Raw genomic sequence first — 17,987 nt, 5'->3', positions numbered from 1 at the left:
GATTTAAAATCGCAAAGTAGGGGCGGGGTTTCCCCGCCTCAATTGTGTTTTATCCGAGCGAGAACCGCTATAGGCAATCGGCAATAGGTAGAAGAGTTTGAGCTTTGTTTACACAGCTAAAATAGTGCGTTATGAGTACAGTTAGTTAATATTCTTTGGCATCGGAGAATCTATCTTGAGAATAGCGATAAAATAAAAAGGTATTGATTAGGCCGCCGTGGAAAAACCTATGCACAACGAACCTAATCCAACTGAATTGGCAGATCAACCAAAGAAAAAAGTTTGGATATACAGTGCTATTGGGCTGCTAATTACTAACTTAGTTGTAGTTGGGATTGTAGCGTTTTTAATTCATAGAGATAGTGTTCAATCTCAGCCCCAACCATCACCCAACGAACAAAGGCAACTATAACCGTAGGCTAAGGAGATTTTTTTGGTATTTGAAGTTGCCAATTTTCAATCTTAGGTGTGGGCGCAATTATCTGCAAAGACCAATAGCTAACAAGCATGAGAACTAGCCCAGAAAACACACCCGCTACTAAGCCAATCATGAGAGCAGATTTGCGGGGAACTATAGAAATAGTAGTAGTACTTGTCTGGTTATCTGAGAATGATTTTGATGCATGATTCGCCAAAAATTGAGGAATTTTTTGTTCGGACAAAGAGATTTGAGACTTTAGCCTTCCACCTATCGGTTCCTGTATTGGTGAGATTAACGTTCCCGGTATTGTGGTATCACTTCTATCATCGCTTAACCTCAGTTCTGAGTTATTGTTCTGCCCTAGTGAGGGCTGTTGAGGCTCCAATATTTTGCTGACTGATAATGGAGAAACAGCTGACTCTTGTTTTGATGGGTAGAGATGGGCTAGGGGTTCTAGTGCTAAGAGTGCCTCTTTTGCTGACTTATATCTATCTTGAAAGTGGTAGTGTACCATTTTGTTTAGCACCGAAGTCAGTTCAGTACTAACTTGTGCGAGGTCTTGCCAAATCACGTCACCTGTATTGGCATCTTCTGGTAAATGCGTTGGATGTACCCCTGTTAGGGCTTGGATACCAATCATCCCTAACGCATATATGTCACTATTAAGACGCGGCTTACCTCGTTGTTGCTCATTAGGCATATAGCCCGGTGTCCCGATCGCAATAGTAGTCTGTTGTGCAGTGGGAATCAAGATGGGAGTCTTTGTTTGATCTACGACTAACTGATCCCAGATTGGTTTGACAGCACCAAAATCAATCAGTACTAACCGATTGTCTTGCTTGCGTCTAATAATATTCGTCGGCTTGACATCTCGATGGATTAATCCGTGACTGTGAACAAAATCCAGGATGTCCAAAACCTCTTGTAGCATTTGAATAACTTTGCTTTCAGTCCAGCCGTAACCAGGCGATAGTTCAGCGCCCAGGAGATGTCCTTCAATAAACTCCTGCACCAGATAGAACTCAAAATTATCTTCAAAATGAGCTAAAAGATGCGGCACTAAGTCATAATTGCTCAGTTTTTCTAAAGCTGCTACTTCTCTCTTAAATAGCCGTCTGCGGATTTCTACTGGAATAGAATAGCGATCGCTAGGTAAGAAATGTTTGACGATGCACACAGGGCTATCAGCCAGGTTTGTGTCTTTCACCATGTAGGTTTGACAAAACGCACCTTGACTTAAAACTTGAACAACTTGGTAACGCTCCCCTAGTAACTTGCTGATTAACATGTTACATTGTCCCTAGCGGCTGCATTAAGTACTCTTACTTAAGAATATCTATTTAATTAACTACGACTAGAATTTAATATATCGTGTCTAATTAATAAAACTGGTGGTAAATACCCGGAAGTCTTTTCTAAACTTCATTATAGGAAGTGTGAGATGACTAATGATAGCAGAAAAAGCGTTCCACTTAGCCAAGACGCCTTACAGATGATCAGAGGTCTGGTGATTGGCGAACTGGTTACAGTTGCAATCATTGGCGGTTTGTGGTTATGGTTGAGACCACGTCTACAAATTGGTGTTGATGGGTCTTCTGGGTCGAATCAAGGAGCAGACAAAGCTTCTGCCGTGGCAGCTTCAAACTTTAATACTGTTACTGATGTGCCTATCGGTTCATTCAACTATGGTGGAAGCACTGCCTGGGCACCCATTAGGCAATTCGTAGATTCTCAAATTCAGTTTATGCGCCCGGAACTACAGTTGCGCTATGTAAATCCACCTGATGGGATGAGTCCTGGTTCTGGCTCAGGTATTAGCATGTTACTAAACGGGAAATTGGATTTTACTGCGTCTTCCCGTCCCCTCACCCAAGCAGAATCCGATATAGCTCGACAGCGAGGCTTCACCCTGGGACAACATCAGGTTGGCATTGATGGGGTTGCAGTAGTAGTCAATCCAAATCTTCAGGTGTCTGGGTTAACTATAGATCAGTTAGAGCAAATCTATCTGGGGCAGATTACTAACTGGAAGCAAGTTGGTGGTCCAGATTTGACCATCACTCCCTTCTCTTTGCCCCCAGAAAACGCGGACATAGTACTACTTTCTGGAAAGCAAGTTTTAGACAAGCAAGCCCTAGGTTCTCAAGTGCAGTTTGTCTATTCCACTACAGAAGCACTGCGCCTTGTCAATCAAACCCCTGGCGGTCTGTATTATGCTTCGGCGCGGGGAATAGTGCATCAATGTTTGGTTAAACCGCTACCTCTGGGTGTCACTTCTGGTCAGCTAATTCTCCCATACCGTGAACCTTTAGTATCGCCAAACCAGTGTCCACAAAAGCGAAATCAACTCAACACAGAAGCGATTAAGAATGGTAGCTATCCGATTACCACTAAATTGTTTGTGATTATTAAGCAGAACAAGGGACGAGAACAGCAAGTTGGAGAAGCTTACACCAGATTTTTGCAGACTGACCAAGGGCAAAGGGCAATTGAACAAGCTGGTTTTGTTCCAGAAAAGAGTCAAGAGTCAGTAGCAAGGCACTAACGGTAGTCCACCAGAAAAACAAACAATTTACGTGGGTATTTTAAACTTTCGACTTAACTGCTGGCTGTGATGCTTGTAAAGTCTGGGGTAAACTCCAGTCGGGACGCAAGCTAGCGGCGTTGCGTAAATAGATATGATGAATTGAGGCAGAGGCTGGCAGATAGGCGTGGATTAAGAACCGAATGCAGCGCTGTAAACTGCCGTCAACATGCATTTGCTGCACATCCAACATGGCCACATTATCCCAACCAGGACGCGCTCTAGCGATCGCAGCTGGAAAAATAGCATCCAGATCGCGAGTTACCGAAAAAGTCACACTAATCATATCCTTTGGTTGGAGTTGATTTCGACTTTCCAACTTATCTAGCAATTCCGTCACCGCATCCCGCATTGCTTCCACAGTATTGTCGGAAACGGTTGTTGCTCCACGAATAGCCCGCATTTGCCACTCCACGTCCACGCCAAATTCCTCCTTGTATTTAGTCATTGGTCATTTGTCACTTGTACTGAGCGAAGTCGAAGTATTGGTCATTTGTCAAAAAACTCAGGACAAATGACAAACAATTATTTACGGTCGGTACAACCACAGTGGCAGACCACTAGTAGACATTTCAAATTCCCACCAATCAATAGCAGCCCCAATTCCTGATGAAACTTGGCGACTCCCTGGTAAAAAGCGACTTAGTAGGGGTTTACGTTCTTCTAGGGTGTAGCATGGTGTTTTTTCAGGATCGAGACCGACTAGTTCTGCTGTCCAACGCAGTGCATCTTCCTCTGTTCCTAAACGATCTACAACTCCTAACTCTAAGGCTTGCTGTCCAGTAAAAATCCGACCATCAGCAAAACTTTTAACAGTTTCTATCCCTAAAGACCTCGCCTCCGCTACTGTTTGCACAAATTGCTGATAACTTACGTCAATCAGTTCTTGCAGGATGTTTTGTTCGGGTGTAGTCAGTTCTCGGTCGAATGCCAAAATGTCCTTGTATGGGCCAGACTTGATTACTTTGAAGGAAACACCGATTTTTTCCAGCAATCGTTCTAAGTTATTGCCACGCAAAATTACACCAATGCTGCCTGTAATTGTACCTGGGTTAGCAATGATATGTTCTGCTCCCATGCCGATGTAGACACCGCCAGAAGCCGAAATATTACCAAAACTAGCAACAATTTTAATTTTGTTGCGTAGTCGCTTCAAAGCACTGTAAATTTCTTGTGAGTCTCCGACCGTACCGCCAGGACTATCGATGCGTAGTAGTAAGGCGGGAAATTTTTTTTCTTCTACTGTTTTCAGTGCTTCCAACACACGTTTGCGAGTAGCACCGGCGATCGCACCAGTAATTTCAATCCGGGCAATTTGTTTAGAAAACCTGGGTTTAAAAGGCCAAACCATAAGCAGTCACGAAACCTCGTAATAATCTCAATATAAAACGCCTAGCGGCCATACGGACTGCTTTGCTCTGTTTAAAAAAAATCAGCAGGCATTGTGCTACTACAAATTTTAATTAAATTTTTAGATTTTGCGTAGGTGTTTATTTGCTATGCTCGTCACATGCCTTAAAGAATCTTATAAAAGTTGCAGGCTAAAAAATTATCTTATATCTACTCATGAAGCGTTAGCCCCTAAAAGTTAGCGGCTAACGCTTAAATATGTACTTGCTCGAAAATTATCGTTAACTATTTTAATTAACCAGAACCTAGCAATGCCAGTCTGATTATTGGGCTAAGACCAGCATTGTTCCGCAATTATGGACAGATATTTTGAGTATTTGATGAGTAACGAAATAATATAATTAAATCTTTAATACTTAGGAATCAATTCGTAAAATTTGACACCGATAATAGGCGTAAACATCAAACAGCGCCCCCACGAAACTGCAAGTCAAACTAATTACAAATATGCCGTGCAGGGGACTACCACTGCCAAAAGTGGCGAGAAAATGCATAATCTGAGTAGCGATCGCTTCCGTTACATCTTGTAACCCTGGTAAGTTGCCGATCAGGGAAAGGATAAGTAAAAAGCCACCGACGAGAAACAAGGGTGCGACAAAACTGAAAATCACCGTGAGCAGCAGAGAACGGAGAAAGTTGGTAAAAAGAGTCATTTAACGCAAGCTCCGTGAATAAAGTGGACAATAGATAGAAAGCTCCATGTCATTTTCTACAATACGTGCGATCGCTGCAGCACAGCCAATATGTCAAAAATCTTAAGTTTTCATTAAAATAGCTGAGTGCCAATAATATTAAATACTTTCATCCCCAGTCAAGAATAAAATCGTCATAATCCTTGCCAGATAAGGGTTAAATTCAGAACTTAATTTTAAACCGCATGAAAACACGCTTCAAAGAAACTTAACTTTCTGAGAGAAGCTTTAAATTAAGTTAATGTTTGAGCCAATTGGATTGGGGCATTGGGCATTGGGCATTGGGGTAATTAGGTATTCTCATCTCCCCCTGCTCCCTGCCCCCAGCCCCTTGACTCCTGCCCCTTGACTTTCGCTATTCTTAAGGCAGTTACCGAGTTAGCTACAAAACATTGAGCGAAACTATATCCAAATCCAGTTTAGGAGCATGGAGTCAGCGGTTGCTGGCAGCAATTTTCTTGGGTGGACAAGTACTAGTTCACCTACTCAGAGGAAAAATCCATTGGCGCAACACTAAAGAGCAAATGGCAGCGGTTGGACCAGACTCCCTGTTTATTGCCCTACTAACAGCTGTTTTTGTGGGCGCTGTATTTACCATTCAGGTAGCACGAGAATTTTTGAACTTTGGAGCAGGCAATATCGTTGGCGGAGTGCTAGCGGTAGCCTTGACAAGAGAACTCACACCCGTGCTGACAGCGGTAATTTTGGCGGGGCGAGTTGGTTCCGCTTTTGCCGCAGAAATCGGTACTATGCGGGTGACAGAGCAAATTGATGCCCTGTTAATGTTAAAAACCGATCCAATTGATTATTTAGTCATTCCCCGCGTTTTGGCTTGCTGCTTAATGCTGCCAATTTTAACCCTCCTGTCTTTGGTGACAGGGATGCTAGGAGGGTTGGTAATAGCAACGAATTTATACAACCTCTCTGATACCACATTTTTAGACTCAGCCCGCAACCTTCTGGGTGTTTGGGATATTTGTAGCGCCATGATCAAAGCATTTTGCTTTGGACTTTTAATAGCCGTCGTCGGTTGTAGTTGGGGCTTGACGACGACAGGAGGAGCTAAAGGAGTAGGACAATCCACCACAACTGCTGTTGTCACAGCCTTGCTAATTATCTTTGTGAGTAACTTCTTCCTGTCTTGGTTAATGTTTCAGGGTGCTGGTAGTGCATTGCTACAAGGGATATAGGATTGGGGATTGGGGAGAAATAACTCCTGACTCCTAACTCCTGACAACACCCACGAAATCCTAAAATAGGAGAGATGTCTATGATTTAAAACTGTGACCAGTTCGTTTGCGCCTAATGCCACATCAACTGTGGAACTCAAACCTAGTTACAATATCCCTGTAGTGTTGGTAGTTGCCTCCATTCCACTACTGCTAGTCCAACCTCTGATTGGAGGTGTATTCGGATTGCTGGGCTTATTTCTCATGTTCCAGACAGTAACATTGCGGCTACAATTTACTGCCACTGACTTAGATCTTTACAGAGGCGAAAAATTAATTCGGCGCTTTCCCTATCAAGAATGGCAAGACTGGCGGATTTTTTGGACTGGAATCCCCATCCTGTTTTACTTTAAAGAAATTAAAAGCATTCACTTTTTGCCGATTTTATTTGACCCCAACACCCTGAAAGCTTGCTTAGAACAACGTTGTCCGCGCATTTAGTGCCCAATTGTGAGTGCTGAAGACTTAGTCGTGAGGGCGAAATCATCACTACTTTAAGGACAAGTCAATTGTATATTTCTGAAAGCTATTTATTCGCGTCATAGGAATTCACTATTGTTTATGAACCCAGAGGAATCTCAAACTCCAGAACAAATTGATGAGTGGTTGGAGCAAATACAAGAAAAAAACCCTACAGTTGAACAACCAGAAAACTCATCTGTTGAGCTAGTGGTAGAAACAGAAAAGCAAAGTCTATTAGTTGACACACCACAAAAAGACGCGGCTGTTGAATCAACAATCGAGTCAACTGGTGAACTGGTGACACAGTTAGAAGCGGAAACTGTGCCGCTGGAGGCAAAAATAGAATCAGAAGCTAATTTACTACACACACAAGCAGCGGAACGAGTCGCTCAGTTGCAAAGCACTAAAGAAGCCTTAAAGTCAGAAATAGCTGACTTGCAAGCCACCTACAAAAATCTGCAAGCGCAATTAGGCGAGACTCAAATCTCACTGGGGCGACTTGTGCAAGAGTCATTGACACAGTTAGAACAACGCAAACAAACGCTGCAAATTTCTGTAGAACAACTAGAACGCCGTCAGGAACGCATCCGTAACGAAATGCGAACCACTTTTGCGGGGACATCTCAAGACTTGGCAATTCGGGTGCAGGGTTTTAAAGACTATCTCACGGGTAGTTTACAAGATTTGGCAGCAGCAGCAGAGCAGTTGCAATTAGCTCCGACTGTCAAAGAACGGGAAAAACCAGTTGCCAAAGAAGTGAAGGTGGCGGAACCCCAAACAGGAATACCACAATTTGCCCAACAGCAATTTCAAGATACTACAAAGCAGATTCGCCGCATAATTGACCAATATCGCAGCCAACCAGATTACTATGGCCCTGCTTGGCAATTACGCCGTACCTTTGAACCTGTTCATGCTGAACGTGTTTCTAATTGGTTTTTTAGCCAAGGGGGACGGGGTGCTTTGCGGACAATGGGTAGCCGCTTGCAGAATATTTTAATTGCTTCGTCGGCGATCGCTATTTTACATAAATTGTATGGCGATCGCATTCGCACACTGGTTTTAGCTAATACACCAGAACGTTTAGGCGAATGGCGGCGCGGCTTACAAGATTGCTTAGGAATCGGTCGCCCAGATTTTGGCCCCGATAGAGGCGTAGTATTATTTGAAGCATCAGAAGCCCTCGCCCAAAAAGCAGACCGTTTGGTGAAAGCCAACCAGCTACCTTTAATTATCATTGATGATTCTGAGGAGCAAATTAGTTTATCATTACTACAATTTCCCTTGTGGTTAGCTTTTGCCCCTGACCCCAAAGCAGTGAGAAATTATGATGATGATTATTAATTAGTCATTTGTCATTAGTCATTAGTCATTTGTTAAAGATGAAGGTTACTATTTTTGACTTGTGACTTGTGACTTTTAACTTTTAACTTTTAACTTTTGACTTTTTTCTTATGGCTATTTGGTTGACTTTGTGTGGAGCAATTTTGGTCATAGCTTACCTGCTGGGTTCTTTTCCCACTGGTTATATTGCTGTGAAGCAGTTAAAGGGGATTGATATTCGGGAAGTTGGTTCTGGTTCAACTGGAGCCACTAACGTGTTGAGAACCTTGGGAAAGGTTCCTGGAGCAGTTGTTTTATTAATTGATTGCTTAAAAGGAGCATTAGCAATCGCTTTAGTTTATGGGTTGTTCAACTTTGCGCCTATCCCAGATTTTATCCCTCCAACGGTAGATGCGAATATTTGGCAACCTTGGTTATTAACTTTAGCGGGATTTGCGGCAGTTCTGGGACACAGTAAATCAATTTTTTTAGGCTTTACTGGTGGTAAATCAGTGGCGACTGGTTTAGGTACTTTGTTGGCGATTAGTTGGCAGGTGGGTTTAGCAACCTTAGGTGTGTTTGCTATTGTGATCGCGATATCGAGAATTGTTTCTTTAAGTTCCATAGCAGGTGCGATCGCTGTTTCCATGTTTATGGTAGTTTTCCATCAACCCATACCCTGCATTTTATATGCTGCGATCGGTGGGTTGTATGTAATTTGGCGACATCGTGGCAATGTTGAGCGACTACTAGCAGGAACTGAGCCAAAAATCGGGCAGAATTTGCCGACAGAACCAGAACAAGCAGCTTAAATCAGTTAACAGTTAACAGTAAACAGTTATCATAGTTGTTGATAACTGTTTACTGTTAAAGTATTGGTATTAGATACCTGTGTGGTTTTCTCATGGTTAAAGCAACTATAGGAAACAAACTCACTCTCGAAGAATTTCTATCCCTACCAGAAGGGGATGTAAACTATGAGTTTGTAGATGGTTATGCAGTACCCAAGGTGTCACCAAAATTTTTTCATTCTGCTTTACAAAGGGCTTTATTATTCCTCATTTATGCATGGTGTAAAGGCAAGGGTCGAACCGTCGCAGAGTGGGCTATTATTTTAAAGCGCAAGGGTAAAGATTGGGCACCAGTAACAGATTTGACTTACGTTTCCTATGAACGCCTACCCAAAAGTTGGCAACGTAATGAAGCTTGTCCTATTCCTCCAGAGTTGGTAATTGAAATTCTTTCCCCCGATCAAACAATGAAGGAATTTGAAGAGAAAGCTAGAGATTATTTTGCTGCGGGAGTGTTAAGAGTTTGGGTTGTAGATCCAGAAGCAATGAGTATTCGGGTATTTTTATCAGATGGAGTTAGTCAAGTCTATATAGATAATATGCCGATTGTAGATACGCTATTGCCTGGTTTGGAATTGACAGTTAGACAAGTATTTCAAGACGCAGAATTGATTGATTAGAGAGGCGATCGCGCCATCAATATATCGGATTACTATTTGATTTTTGAACAGATACGTAGTGGAACGACACAGCTAAAATAGTGCAATAGAAAAATTGAGTGATGTTTCTAATACCAATTTGCCACGCCACTACCAATACCTAATTTTGTTCAAAAATCAAACCGGATTTCTATATGATTATTTTGTCAGGACTTCAGTACTAACTTGTCCCTTTGCTGTTGGTGTTGTCCACTTACCAACTAACCGGGAACTATCTTCAACTCTATAGGCAACGACACCTGTGAAACTCCCATAATAACTAACAGCAAGTACATTTCCTTCCAAAACACCAACGCCAGTGAAATTTTGGTTTTTACCAACAACCCACCTCAAATAGTAGGCATTTCCTTGTTTGCTAATCGCTACTTTACCCTTATATGTTCTGCCATCGGCATTTGTCCCTTCACATTTATATTGACCAATAATATCTGCTGTATTGGCAGCAATTCCCGAAGCAGGTATGAGCAAAGATAGTCCAAAAGCAGCAATACCACCTAACAACATTTTGCGGTTCATGTGTTTTCCCTGTCTTAAGGTAAAATAATTTTGTATACAAAGATACTTAACTTTGATGCAAAACGTCAAGCGATACACCTTGTAATGCTGATCATTCAGCTATAAAAAATGAGTATTTATAGGGTAGGTACTGCCCACTGAAACCCGGTTCTGGTGGGCAGTGCCCACCCTACGTTTAATTCAAAAATCAAATAGTAGTCCTATATAAAAGTTGGGTGTATACATATACAACCTAGATTTAGCTAATACTACTTATCTAAGTAGTGTAATAAATATTGAGTAAATATATCCCTTGGGAAATGCCACCTAATCAAGTCTAAAATGTAGAGACATGATATATTAACGTCTCTACATATCCTGGTTTTATGGCACTGCCAATTGTTGCAATTATCGGACGCCCGAATGTGGGCAAATCCACCCTGGTTAATCGTCTCGCCGGGGAACAAACGGCGATTGTCCATGATGAACCAGGAGTAACGCGCGATCGCACTTACAAACCTGCTTACTGGAGCGATCGCGAATATTTGGTGGTAGATACAGGTGGCTTGGTATTCAATGATGATACCGAATTCTTACCACTGATTCGCCAACAAGCAATGACAGCACTTGCAGAAGCCTCTGCTGCTATATTTCTTGTTGATGGACAAACTGGCCCAACACCAGCTGATGAAGAAATTGCTGAGTGGTTGCGCCAACAACCCGTACCTGTACTGCTAGCTGTCAATAAGTGTGAATCCCCAGAACAAGGCTTAATGCAAGCTGCCGAATTTTGGGAATTAGGATTGGGTGAGCCATTCCCCATCTCCGCAATTCATGGTAGTGGTACAGGAGACATCCTGGACGAGTTAATTAAACACATTCCCGCCGTCACAGAAGTACCGGAAACCAACGAAATCAAAGTAGCAATTATTGGCCGTCCAAATGTCGGCAAATCCAGCTTATTGAATGCTTTTGTGGGTGAAGAGAGAGCGATCGTTAGCCCAATTTCTGGTACAACCCGCGATGCAATTGATACTGTAGTCGAACGCAACGAGCAAACCTATCGCTTGATCGACACTGCCGGTATTCGTAAAAAGAAAAGCATAGAATACGGCACGGAATTCTTTAGCATCAACCGCGCCTTTAAAGCCATCCGGCGTGCCGATGTGGTTTTATTAGTACTAGATGCCCTAGATGGAGTCACAGAGCAAGACCAAAAATTAGCTGGGCGGATTCTCGAAGAAGGTCGAGCTTGCATCATTGTCGTCAATAAGTGGGATGCTGTCGAAAAAGACTCATACACCATCTACGACTACGAAAAAGACCTAGAAGGCAGATTACATTTTACCGAATGGGCAGACACTATTTATGTGAGTGCCGTCACAGGACAACGGGTAGAAAAGATTTTAGAGTTGGTGAATACTGCGGCTGAGTCCCACAAACGCCGTGTCACGACATCAGTCATTAATGAAGTCCTGACAGACGCTGTTAGCTGGCATTCACCGCCAGCTTCACGAGGTGGCCGCCAGGGTAAGATTTATTACGGTACACAAGTGAGTATCCAACCACCAACGATCGCCCTATTCGTCAACGAAGCCAAACGCTTCAACGAAAACTACCGTCGCTATATTGAAAGGCAATTCCGCCAACACCTAGGGTTCAAGGGTACTCCGATTCGCTTACTCTGGCGCAGCAAAAAAGTCCGTGATATGGAAAGTGGTAATCTCAATAGGGCAACTCGCGTTAAATGAAGTAAAAAGTAGAAAGGTGAAAAGGTAAAAGGGAGTTTTGCCTTTTTCTTTTGCCTTTTAACTTTTAACTTTTATCTTACCTATGGATTTACTGCGATCGCTACCACTAGGACTTTATCTAGAACAACCCCAAACTTGGCTGCATCAAATCGATCCGCGAGTCAAATTCGCCTGGTTGATGAGCTTTCTCACCAGCTACACTTTTGCCACCAATGAATGGCGTATCCTCTTGGTAGCAGTATTAATTATTGTCACCTTAATCGCCAGAATTCCCCAGCGAGTATGGCGACAGCAAATGGGTTGGCTATTGATGCTGTCATTTTTTGTCCTAGTGATTACCGCCGCTAGTCCCGATGGACTGGGTATAGATTATCAGCCACGCCAACCAGTCAACGAACAGATTTTCACCCAACCATCAACGACTAACACCACTCAGGTTTCCCAAAAACCATTCATTAACAATAAAGAATATAGTTATGTGCTATTTCACACAGGCCCTGTTAAAGTAACTCGCCGTTCTGTAGATTTAGCGGTGCGCCTGAGTACAATTCTGTTTACTGTGATTTACAGCACCAACCTATATTTGCTCACAACAGCACCAGAAGAAATCACTACTGGTATAGAAAGCTTAATGCAACCCCTACGGCAATTGAAGTGGCCTGTAACAGAAATTACACTCACCTTAACCTTGTCCTTGCGGTTCATCCCCCTAGTTTTGGAAGAAGTGCAAAACTTAATGCGCTCTGTAATGACAAGAGCCATAAATTGGAAAAAGCTAGGACTAAAAGGTGCAGTCAAACTTTGGATGATTGTTGCCGAGAGACTGTTAGAAAATCTGCTATTGCGTGCAGAACAAATGGCCAGCGCCATGATGGTACGTGGTTTTACCAGTCCTAATGAACACCGCGTAGTTTGGCATGACTTACGGCTAAAAGCACGCGACTGGCTAGCCATAGCGGCTTTAACCCTATTTTGGGGTGTGCGGCTAGCTTTAGGAAATAAATTTTAAATGAAGTCTGAAGTATGAAGTCTAAAGTCTGAAGCTTTAGACGTAGCTTGGCTAGAGTTGAGCGAAACCCAACAAACCCCATAAACTGTTGAGTTTCATCCTTCAATCCAACCCAATACGGTTCGGTTAAGTTTTTTTGATGAAAATTATAGTTCGGTAGGGTGCGTTAGCCTACGACATAACACTGGACTGACACGACTACAGTAAAATCAGGGTTTGCGCTATTGTTTGCATAAGTCCTGCTTCTGTCATCAATTTTGGACGCTTGACTCTGGACTTTTGACACTTAACTTGTTATGACTCAAAATTGGTATTGGCGATCGCTTCCTCTAGAAAATCGCACTGGTTCAGAAATCTTCGCTACCCTGTTTCGCTCGACAACTGCGTCTGGAATTGCCACATTATTAGAGAGTCCCTACCCCACACCAACCGCTCATCCCCAACTTAGTCGCTATTCTATCTGTGCAGGCGCTCCCCGGATAGTCGATGGTATCCCCCAAATGTGGACACCAGCGCTAGGAGAAGTTTTCCCCTTTCTCGAAAATTTACTCCAAAAAAATCCCCCCCTCTTACCCTCTCCCTCTCCCCACCTCCCATTTACCGGCGGTTGGTTAGGATGGCTAGGCTATGACATAGCATGGGAAATTGAACAGCTACCCCAACACAAATCTGACAATTTACCCTTTCCTGTCGCTTATTGGTACGAACCAGAGAGTTTTGCAGTTTTAGATCACGGGGATCAGTTGCTCTGGCTAGCTTCTAGCGTTCAGCATGGACTGGATGATTTACACAAAAAGTTAGATAAGGGAGTCAGAGAAGAAAAAACTCCCCCATCGCCCTCATCCCCTAATTGGGAGAATCTGGAGAGACAAAATCATCACCCCATACATTTCCACACCTCACAAACAGATTACGAAACATCTGTCAACCAGGTGAAGAAATATATTCAAGCGGGAGATATTTTTCAAGCTAATCTTTCATTGCGATTTGAAGCCACTACCAAAAATTCTGGTTGGGAAATTTATTTAGCCTTGCAAAAAATTAATCCTTCCCCATTTGCTAGCTATTGGCAAACACCTTGGGGAGAAGTGATTAGCTGTTCACCAGAACGGCTGGTATTATTACAAAATGGGCAAGCTGAAACTAGACCGATCGCCGGCACGCGATCGCGTGGAGCTAATCTAGAACAAGATAGTCAACTAGCGCAAGATTTACTCAGCAACACCAAAGAACGCGCCGAACACATCATGCTGGTAGATTTAGAACGCAATGATTTAGGGCGAGTTTGTGACTGGGGAACAGTTTTTGTTGATGAATTGCTGACAATTGAGCTATATAGTCACGTGATGCACCTTGTCAGCAACGTCAAAGGTAGCTTAAGATGCGATCGCACTGCCGTTGATTTGATTCGTGCCTTATTCCCTGGTGGCACAATCACAGGGTGTCCCAAAGTCCGCTGCATGGAAATCATCGAAGAACTAGAACCCGTGCGACGCAGCTTATTCTACGGTTCTTGTGGCTATTTAGATTGGCGGGGTAACTTGGACTTAAATATCTTGATTCGTACCTTGCTACTAGCTCCCCTACCCCACTCAGCACTCAACACCGTTTGGGGACAAGTGGGAGCAGGGATTGTCGCAGACAGTGATCCTGAGAGAGAATGGTATGAATCTCTGCACAAAGCTCAGGCACAACTGACAGCACTCAACAGTTAACAGTTAACAGTCAACGGTAAATCGGCTTGTCGCCAGCTAAAGTTATCAGGCTTTCAGTCAAGGACTCTGGTTGATAACTGATAACTGATACTTCGACTCCGCTCAGTACAAGTAACTGATAACTGAACTCTGCCCATCAAAAACTAGATCAAGGTCTTCATCACCGCCTGTAAACGGCAAGGATTGCTAATTTTCGCATAACTCTGTACAAATATTCTGATGAAAGAACGATAATATCGTCTGAACGATTGTACTTAACTGCGAAAAGATATAAATATACTCTTACCTTGACTACTAAATGAATCCAGAAAGCGCAGAAACTTACATAAATCATCCAACTTGGGGTTTACTCTACAGGATCTCTATGATTGATGACAATCAGGATCTATTCACTACACTTTATGCCCAACGCTTATTTTTTCTGGTGACAAATGATGTTAAAGGGCTTAAATTCCAGTCTATCGGACGAACAGAGGCAAGAATGATGTTGGAAAATCGCTTACGTACCCTGCGGCGCAGTGGACAACCCCAGGAGTACGATCAACTTCAGAGTGTTTTCCAACGCACCTTCCAATGATTAGTTCGATTAACGAACGTATTGCCAAAATTCGCGCCGCACTACCAGCCGCAGTCAAGTTGATTGCAGTTAGCAAAACAGTTCCTGCGGAAATCATCCGCTCTGCCTATGCCGCAGGAATTCGGGATTTTGCTGAGAGTCGCATCCAAGAAGCCGCCGCCAAACAGATGGAGTTACAAAACTTATCTGATATTACCTGGCACTTTATTGGACATTTGCAGAGCAATAAAGCGAAAAAGGCCTTAGAACAATTTCAATGGATTCACTCGGTTGATAATTTGCAGCTAGCACAACGCCTGAATCAATTAGCGCCACAAATCGGTGTAAGTCCCCAAATTTGCTTGCAAGTGAAAATTCTCCCTGATCCCAGCAAATCCGGTTGGAGTGTGCCAGAACTACTAGCTGAATTACCTGTAATTAATCAATGTAAAAATTTACAAATTCAGGGTTTGATGACAATTCCGCCTTTGGGATTGGATAATGCGGGGATTTTAAATGTCTTTAATAGTACTCGCCAACTTGCAAAAGAAATCCAAGATCAAAACTGGTCGCACATCAAAATGCAGCACCTATCAATGGGTATGTCAGGCGATTACCAGCTGGCAGTGCAGGCTGGGACAACGATGGTACGATTAGGAACTATATTGTTTGGCGATCGCTCATAACACATTTTTTGGGCTGATTTTCCACCAAAGCCTGCTAGAGAATACATAAAAATTCTCTAGCAGGCTTGTTAAATAGTTGACAAAAGATCATAGTATTGACAAAAGCAATTGCTTGAGCAAAATAGGGTATAAATAAACTTCCGCTCTGACCAACATTAGGATATAATCTTGACTCAATATCGCGTCTAAGTAATGTCCAGACGTTATCCGGAAGCGTCAATTAATTGCCAAGGCCTGTAATATGGGCTACAACTAGCAAGAAATTTGCTAAATAAGCTGCTCATTGTAGCGATCGCGTCTGGCTAAAACAACTTATGGCTAGCCAGATTAAAGATATAGGATAATTTGCACCAGGAGCGTACACAGTGAACAATATATTTTCCAAACTCAGAGACTTTGTTGGTCTAAATGAGCAAGTGGAATACGAATACTACGAAGACGAGCCAGAGACAGAGAGCTACCAAAATCTCTATCAACAAGAGAATTCCCAAGCAATACCCCAAGAAGCCGCCGCACAGAATCGACGTTGGCGGGAACCCATGCCTACAATGGGGGATGATGTTGCAGCAACAAGTCCAAAGCCGATGGGGAATGTAATAGGTATGCCAGGAGCAATTAACGGAATTTCGGAAGTTTTAGTATTAGAACCACGCACTTTTGAAGAAATGCCCCAGGCAATTCAAGCACTGCGTGAGCGTAAGTCTGTAGTATTAAATTTAACTATTATGGACCCGGATCAAGCACAACGGGCAGTAGATTTTGTCGCCGGTGGCACTTACGCACTCGATGGACACCAAGAGCGCATTGGTGAAAGTATCTTCTTGTTCACACCCAGCTGTGTCCAAGTTAGTACACATGGTGGAGTTATACATGAAGTACCACAACCACCAGCACGTCCCGCACGTACTCCAGGTGTAACTCCAACTTGGGGCAACGAAGCTACTCGGATGGCACAATAACGTTAAACTAGTCAAAAGTCCAGAGTCAAACAATTTTGGATTTTAGATTTGCGATTTTAGATTGACTGCGCCCATAAGGGTTGACTAATCTTAAATTTTGGATTGCTGAGAATGGGATTAAATTTTACAAATTTAAAATCCAAAATTTAAAATCTAAAATTATGCGGTACATAGCTTGTACTGAACAATCCAAAATCCAAAATCCAAAATTGGCACGGTCAAAAGTCCAGAGTCCAACATTTTTGACAAATGACCAATGACAAATGACAACTTGCCCTGAGCGCAGCCGAAGGGATGACCAATGACTAGTGACAAATGACAAATGACTATTAAATTTGGCTTAATTGGTGGCGGGGTAATGGGAGAGGCTCTATTATCCCGTCTTATTGTGCGGGGAATTTATCAACCATCAGAAGTTATAGTCAGCGAGCCGCAAACCTCACGCCAAAATTTCATCAAGCAGCAATACAACGTAGCTGTGACGACAGATAATAGCTTGGTTTTTGAGCAAACCAAAGAAGTAATATTTTTGGCGGTGAAACCGCAAGTATTCAGTGCGATCGCTCAAGAATTAGGAGATATTACGATCACACCAGACACACCCCTAGTCATCTCTATTTTGGCGGGTGTGCCCTTAGTTCAGCTAGAAGCTGGATTTCCGCAATTTCCTGTCATCAGAGCCATGCCCAACACTCCAGCCACAGTGGGCGCGGGAATTACAGCAATTTGTTTAGGTGCTTACACCCACACCAAGCACTACCAAATAGCACAGCAAGTTTTTTCAGCCGTGGGGGAAGTCGTAGAAGTTCCCGAAACACTAATGGATGCAGTGACAGGACTATCTGGAAGTGGCCCGGCTTACGTGGCGCTGATGGTAGAAGCCCTCGCCGATGGAGGAGTCGCTGTAGGCTTACCCAGAACCATTGCCAATCAACTAGCCTTGCAAACTGTCCTCGGAACAGCGAAACTATTACAAGAAACCAAAATCCATCCAGCAGAACTCAAAGATCGTGTCACCAGCCCTGGTGGTACAACAATTGCCGGAGTTGCCCAATTAGAAAAGGCCGCATTTCGATCAGCTTTAATTGAAGCCGTCAAAGCAGCCACAGAGCGATCGCAAGAATTGGGAAAATGATCTGGGGACTGGGAAGATAAGGGAGCAAGTGGGAATAACCAATGACAAAT

19 protein-coding genes are annotated in these 17,987 nt (G+C 43.1%); 14 read left to right on the top strand and 5 right to left on the bottom strand.

Features of this window, described 5'->3' with window-relative positions; translation table 11 throughout:
• The first annotated feature begins 229 nt into the window (after nt 1–229).
• A complete protein-coding gene (locus CAL7507_RS27735; RefSeq protein WP_015131805.1) occupies nt 230–412 on the top strand; it encodes a hypothetical protein in 183 nt (60 codons plus the stop codon).
• 7 nt (nt 413–419) lie between these two features.
• Here CAL7507_RS27735 and CAL7507_RS27730 read toward each other — a convergent pair whose 3' ends face one another.
• Nucleotides 420–1,709, bottom strand: a complete 1,290-nt coding sequence (locus tag CAL7507_RS27730; protein ID WP_015131804.1) for a serine/threonine-protein kinase — start codon at nt 1,707–1,709, stop codon at nt 420–422.
• 153 nt (nt 1,710–1,862) lie between these two features.
• On the opposite strand from CAL7507_RS27730, the gene CAL7507_RS27725 reads away from it, so the two are divergent.
• Complete coding sequence (locus tag CAL7507_RS27725) at nt 1,863–2,966, top strand: PstS family phosphate ABC transporter substrate-binding protein (protein WP_015131803.1); 1,104 nt, start codon at nt 1,863–1,865, stop codon at nt 2,964–2,966.
• Between the two features lie 40 nt (nt 2,967–3,006).
• Here the strand turns inward: CAL7507_RS27725 and aroH are convergent, their stop codons facing one another.
• The 3 genes from aroH to CAL7507_RS27710 all read right to left on the bottom strand — a co-directional run bounded on the left by aroH (nt 3,007) and on the right by CAL7507_RS27710 (nt 5,068).
• Complete coding sequence (gene aroH / locus CAL7507_RS27720; RefSeq protein WP_042342555.1) at nt 3,007–3,420, bottom strand: chorismate mutase; 414 nt, start codon at nt 3,418–3,420, stop codon at nt 3,007–3,009.
• A gap of 114 nt (nt 3,421–3,534) precedes the next feature.
• Nucleotides 3,535–4,356 (bottom strand): signal peptide peptidase SppA, encoded by an 822-nt coding sequence (gene sppA / locus CAL7507_RS27715; RefSeq protein ID WP_015131801.1) that lies wholly within the window; start codon nt 4,354–4,356, stop codon nt 3,535–3,537.
• A gap of 415 nt (nt 4,357–4,771) precedes the next feature.
• Nucleotides 4,772–5,068 (bottom strand): hypothetical protein, encoded by a 297-nt coding sequence (locus tag CAL7507_RS27710; protein WP_015131800.1) that lies wholly within the window; start codon nt 5,066–5,068, stop codon nt 4,772–4,774.
• A gap of 431 nt (nt 5,069–5,499) precedes the next feature.
• Here CAL7507_RS27710 and CAL7507_RS27705 point away from each other — a divergent pair, with 431 nt between their 5' ends.
• The 5 genes from CAL7507_RS27705 to CAL7507_RS27685 all read left to right on the top strand — a co-directional run bounded on the left by CAL7507_RS27705 (nt 5,500) and on the right by CAL7507_RS27685 (nt 9,592).
• Nucleotides 5,500–6,297 (top strand): MlaE family lipid ABC transporter permease subunit, encoded by a 798-nt coding sequence (locus CAL7507_RS27705; RefSeq protein ID WP_015131799.1) that lies wholly within the window; start codon nt 5,500–5,502, stop codon nt 6,295–6,297.
• 93 nt (nt 6,298–6,390) lie between these two features.
• Nucleotides 6,391–6,777: a DUF3119 family protein gene (locus tag CAL7507_RS27700; RefSeq protein WP_015131798.1), complete on the top strand. Its 387-nt coding sequence runs from the start codon at nt 6,391–6,393 to the stop codon at nt 6,775–6,777.
• 120 nt (nt 6,778–6,897) lie between these two features.
• Nucleotides 6,898–8,142, top strand: coding sequence for a DUF3086 domain-containing protein (locus tag CAL7507_RS27695; RefSeq protein WP_015131797.1), 1,245 nt, complete (start codon nt 6,898–6,900; stop codon nt 8,140–8,142).
• Nucleotides 8,143–8,252: 110 nt separating this feature from the next.
• Complete coding sequence (gene plsY, locus CAL7507_RS27690; protein WP_015131796.1) at nt 8,253–8,933, top strand: glycerol-3-phosphate 1-O-acyltransferase PlsY; 681 nt, start codon at nt 8,253–8,255, stop codon at nt 8,931–8,933.
• Nucleotides 8,934–9,025: 92 nt separating this feature from the next.
• The gene (locus tag CAL7507_RS27685; protein WP_015131795.1) at nt 9,026–9,592 is read left to right on the top strand and encodes a Uma2 family endonuclease; all 567 of its coding nucleotides are present in this window, start codon (nt 9,026–9,028) and stop codon (nt 9,590–9,592) included.
• Nucleotides 9,593–9,769: 177 nt separating this feature from the next.
• Here the strand turns inward: CAL7507_RS27685 and CAL7507_RS27680 are convergent, their stop codons facing one another.
• A complete protein-coding gene (locus CAL7507_RS27680; RefSeq protein WP_015131794.1) occupies nt 9,770–10,147 on the bottom strand; it encodes a hypothetical protein in 378 nt (125 codons plus the stop codon).
• A 365-nt stretch (nt 10,148–10,512) separates the two neighbouring features.
• On the opposite strand from CAL7507_RS27680, the gene der reads away from it, so the two are divergent.
• From der to proC, 7 genes are all read left to right on the top strand, one after another.
• Complete coding sequence (gene der / locus CAL7507_RS27675; protein WP_015131793.1) at nt 10,513–11,877, top strand: ribosome biogenesis GTPase Der; 1,365 nt, start codon at nt 10,513–10,515, stop codon at nt 11,875–11,877.
• Nucleotides 11,878–11,959: 82 nt separating this feature from the next.
• Entirely contained in the window at nt 11,960–12,886 is a 927-nt protein-coding gene (locus CAL7507_RS27670; protein ID WP_015131792.1) for an energy-coupling factor transporter transmembrane protein EcfT, read from the top strand.
• A gap of 296 nt (nt 12,887–13,182) precedes the next feature.
• Complete coding sequence (locus CAL7507_RS27665; RefSeq protein WP_015131791.1) at nt 13,183–14,601, top strand: anthranilate synthase component I; 1,419 nt, start codon at nt 13,183–13,185, stop codon at nt 14,599–14,601.
• A 298-nt stretch (nt 14,602–14,899) separates the two neighbouring features.
• On the top strand, nt 14,900–15,178 hold the full coding sequence (pipX, locus tag CAL7507_RS27660) for a transcriptional coactivator PipX (protein ID WP_015131790.1): 279 nt from the start codon (nt 14,900–14,902) through the stop codon (nt 15,176–15,178).
• Nucleotides 15,175–15,843: a YggS family pyridoxal phosphate-dependent enzyme gene (locus CAL7507_RS27655; RefSeq protein ID WP_015131789.1), complete on the top strand. Its 669-nt coding sequence runs from the start codon at nt 15,175–15,177 to the stop codon at nt 15,841–15,843. The genes pipX and CAL7507_RS27655 overlap by 4 nt, the downstream gene beginning before the upstream one ends.
• A 365-nt stretch (nt 15,844–16,208) precedes the next feature.
• Nucleotides 16,209–16,802 carry a cell division protein SepF gene (locus CAL7507_RS27650; RefSeq protein ID WP_015131788.1) on the top strand — a complete coding sequence of 198 codons (594 nt, stop codon included), beginning with the start codon at nt 16,209–16,211 and terminating at the stop codon, nt 16,800–16,802.
• A 322-nt stretch (nt 16,803–17,124) separates the two neighbouring features.
• Complete coding sequence (gene proC / locus CAL7507_RS27640) at nt 17,125–17,937, top strand: pyrroline-5-carboxylate reductase (protein WP_015131787.1); 813 nt, start codon at nt 17,125–17,127, stop codon at nt 17,935–17,937.
• The last annotated feature ends 50 nt before the right edge of the window (nt 17,938–17,987 follow it).

Origin of the sequence: Calothrix sp. PCC 7507, from assembly GCF_000316575.1 — a bacterium.
In the GTDB taxonomy this organism is placed as follows: Bacteria; Cyanobacteriota; Cyanobacteriia; order Cyanobacteriales; family Nostocaceae; genus Fortiea.
This window is presented reverse-complemented; position numbering and strand designations above follow the sequence as displayed.

Bases quoted from the DNA above. Each gene is read 5' to 3' on its own strand.
- CAL7507_RS27725 (WP_015131803.1), top strand. From the start codon at position 1,863: ATGACTAATGATAGCAGAAAAAGCGTTCCACTTAGCCAAGACGCCTTA.
- CAL7507_RS27680 (WP_015131794.1), bottom strand. From the start codon at position 10,147: ATGAACCGCAAAATGTTGTTAGGTGGTATTGCTGCTTTTGGACTATCT.
- CAL7507_RS27665 (WP_015131791.1), top strand. From the start codon at position 13,183: ATGACTCAAAATTGGTATTGGCGATCGCTTCCTCTAGAAAATCGCACT.
- CAL7507_RS27735 (WP_015131805.1), top strand. From the start codon at position 230: ATGCACAACGAACCTAATCCAACTGAATTGGCAGATCAACCAAAGAAA.
- plsY (WP_015131796.1), top strand. From the start codon at position 8,253: ATGGCTATTTGGTTGACTTTGTGTGGAGCAATTTTGGTCATAGCTTAC.
- CAL7507_RS27655 (WP_015131789.1), top strand. From the start codon at position 15,175: ATGATTAGTTCGATTAACGAACGTATTGCCAAAATTCGCGCCGCACTA.
- CAL7507_RS27685 (WP_015131795.1), top strand. From the start codon at position 9,026: ATGGTTAAAGCAACTATAGGAAACAAACTCACTCTCGAAGAATTTCTA.
- CAL7507_RS27670 (WP_015131792.1), top strand. From the start codon at position 11,960: ATGGATTTACTGCGATCGCTACCACTAGGACTTTATCTAGAACAACCC.
- CAL7507_RS27730 (WP_015131804.1), bottom strand. From the start codon at position 1,709: ATGTTAATCAGCAAGTTACTAGGGGAGCGTTACCAAGTTGTTCAAGTT.
- pipX (WP_015131790.1), top strand. From the start codon at position 14,900: ATGAATCCAGAAAGCGCAGAAACTTACATAAATCATCCAACTTGGGGT.
- der (WP_015131793.1), top strand. From the start codon at position 10,513: ATGGCACTGCCAATTGTTGCAATTATCGGACGCCCGAATGTGGGCAAA.
- CAL7507_RS27695 (WP_015131797.1), top strand. From the start codon at position 6,898: ATGAACCCAGAGGAATCTCAAACTCCAGAACAAATTGATGAGTGGTTG.
- CAL7507_RS27710 (WP_015131800.1), bottom strand. From the start codon at position 5,068: ATGACTCTTTTTACCAACTTTCTCCGTTCTCTGCTGCTCACGGTGATT.
- proC (WP_015131787.1), top strand. From the start codon at position 17,125: ATGACTATTAAATTTGGCTTAATTGGTGGCGGGGTAATGGGAGAGGCT.
- sppA (WP_015131801.1), bottom strand. From the start codon at position 4,356: ATGGTTTGGCCTTTTAAACCCAGGTTTTCTAAACAAATTGCCCGGATT.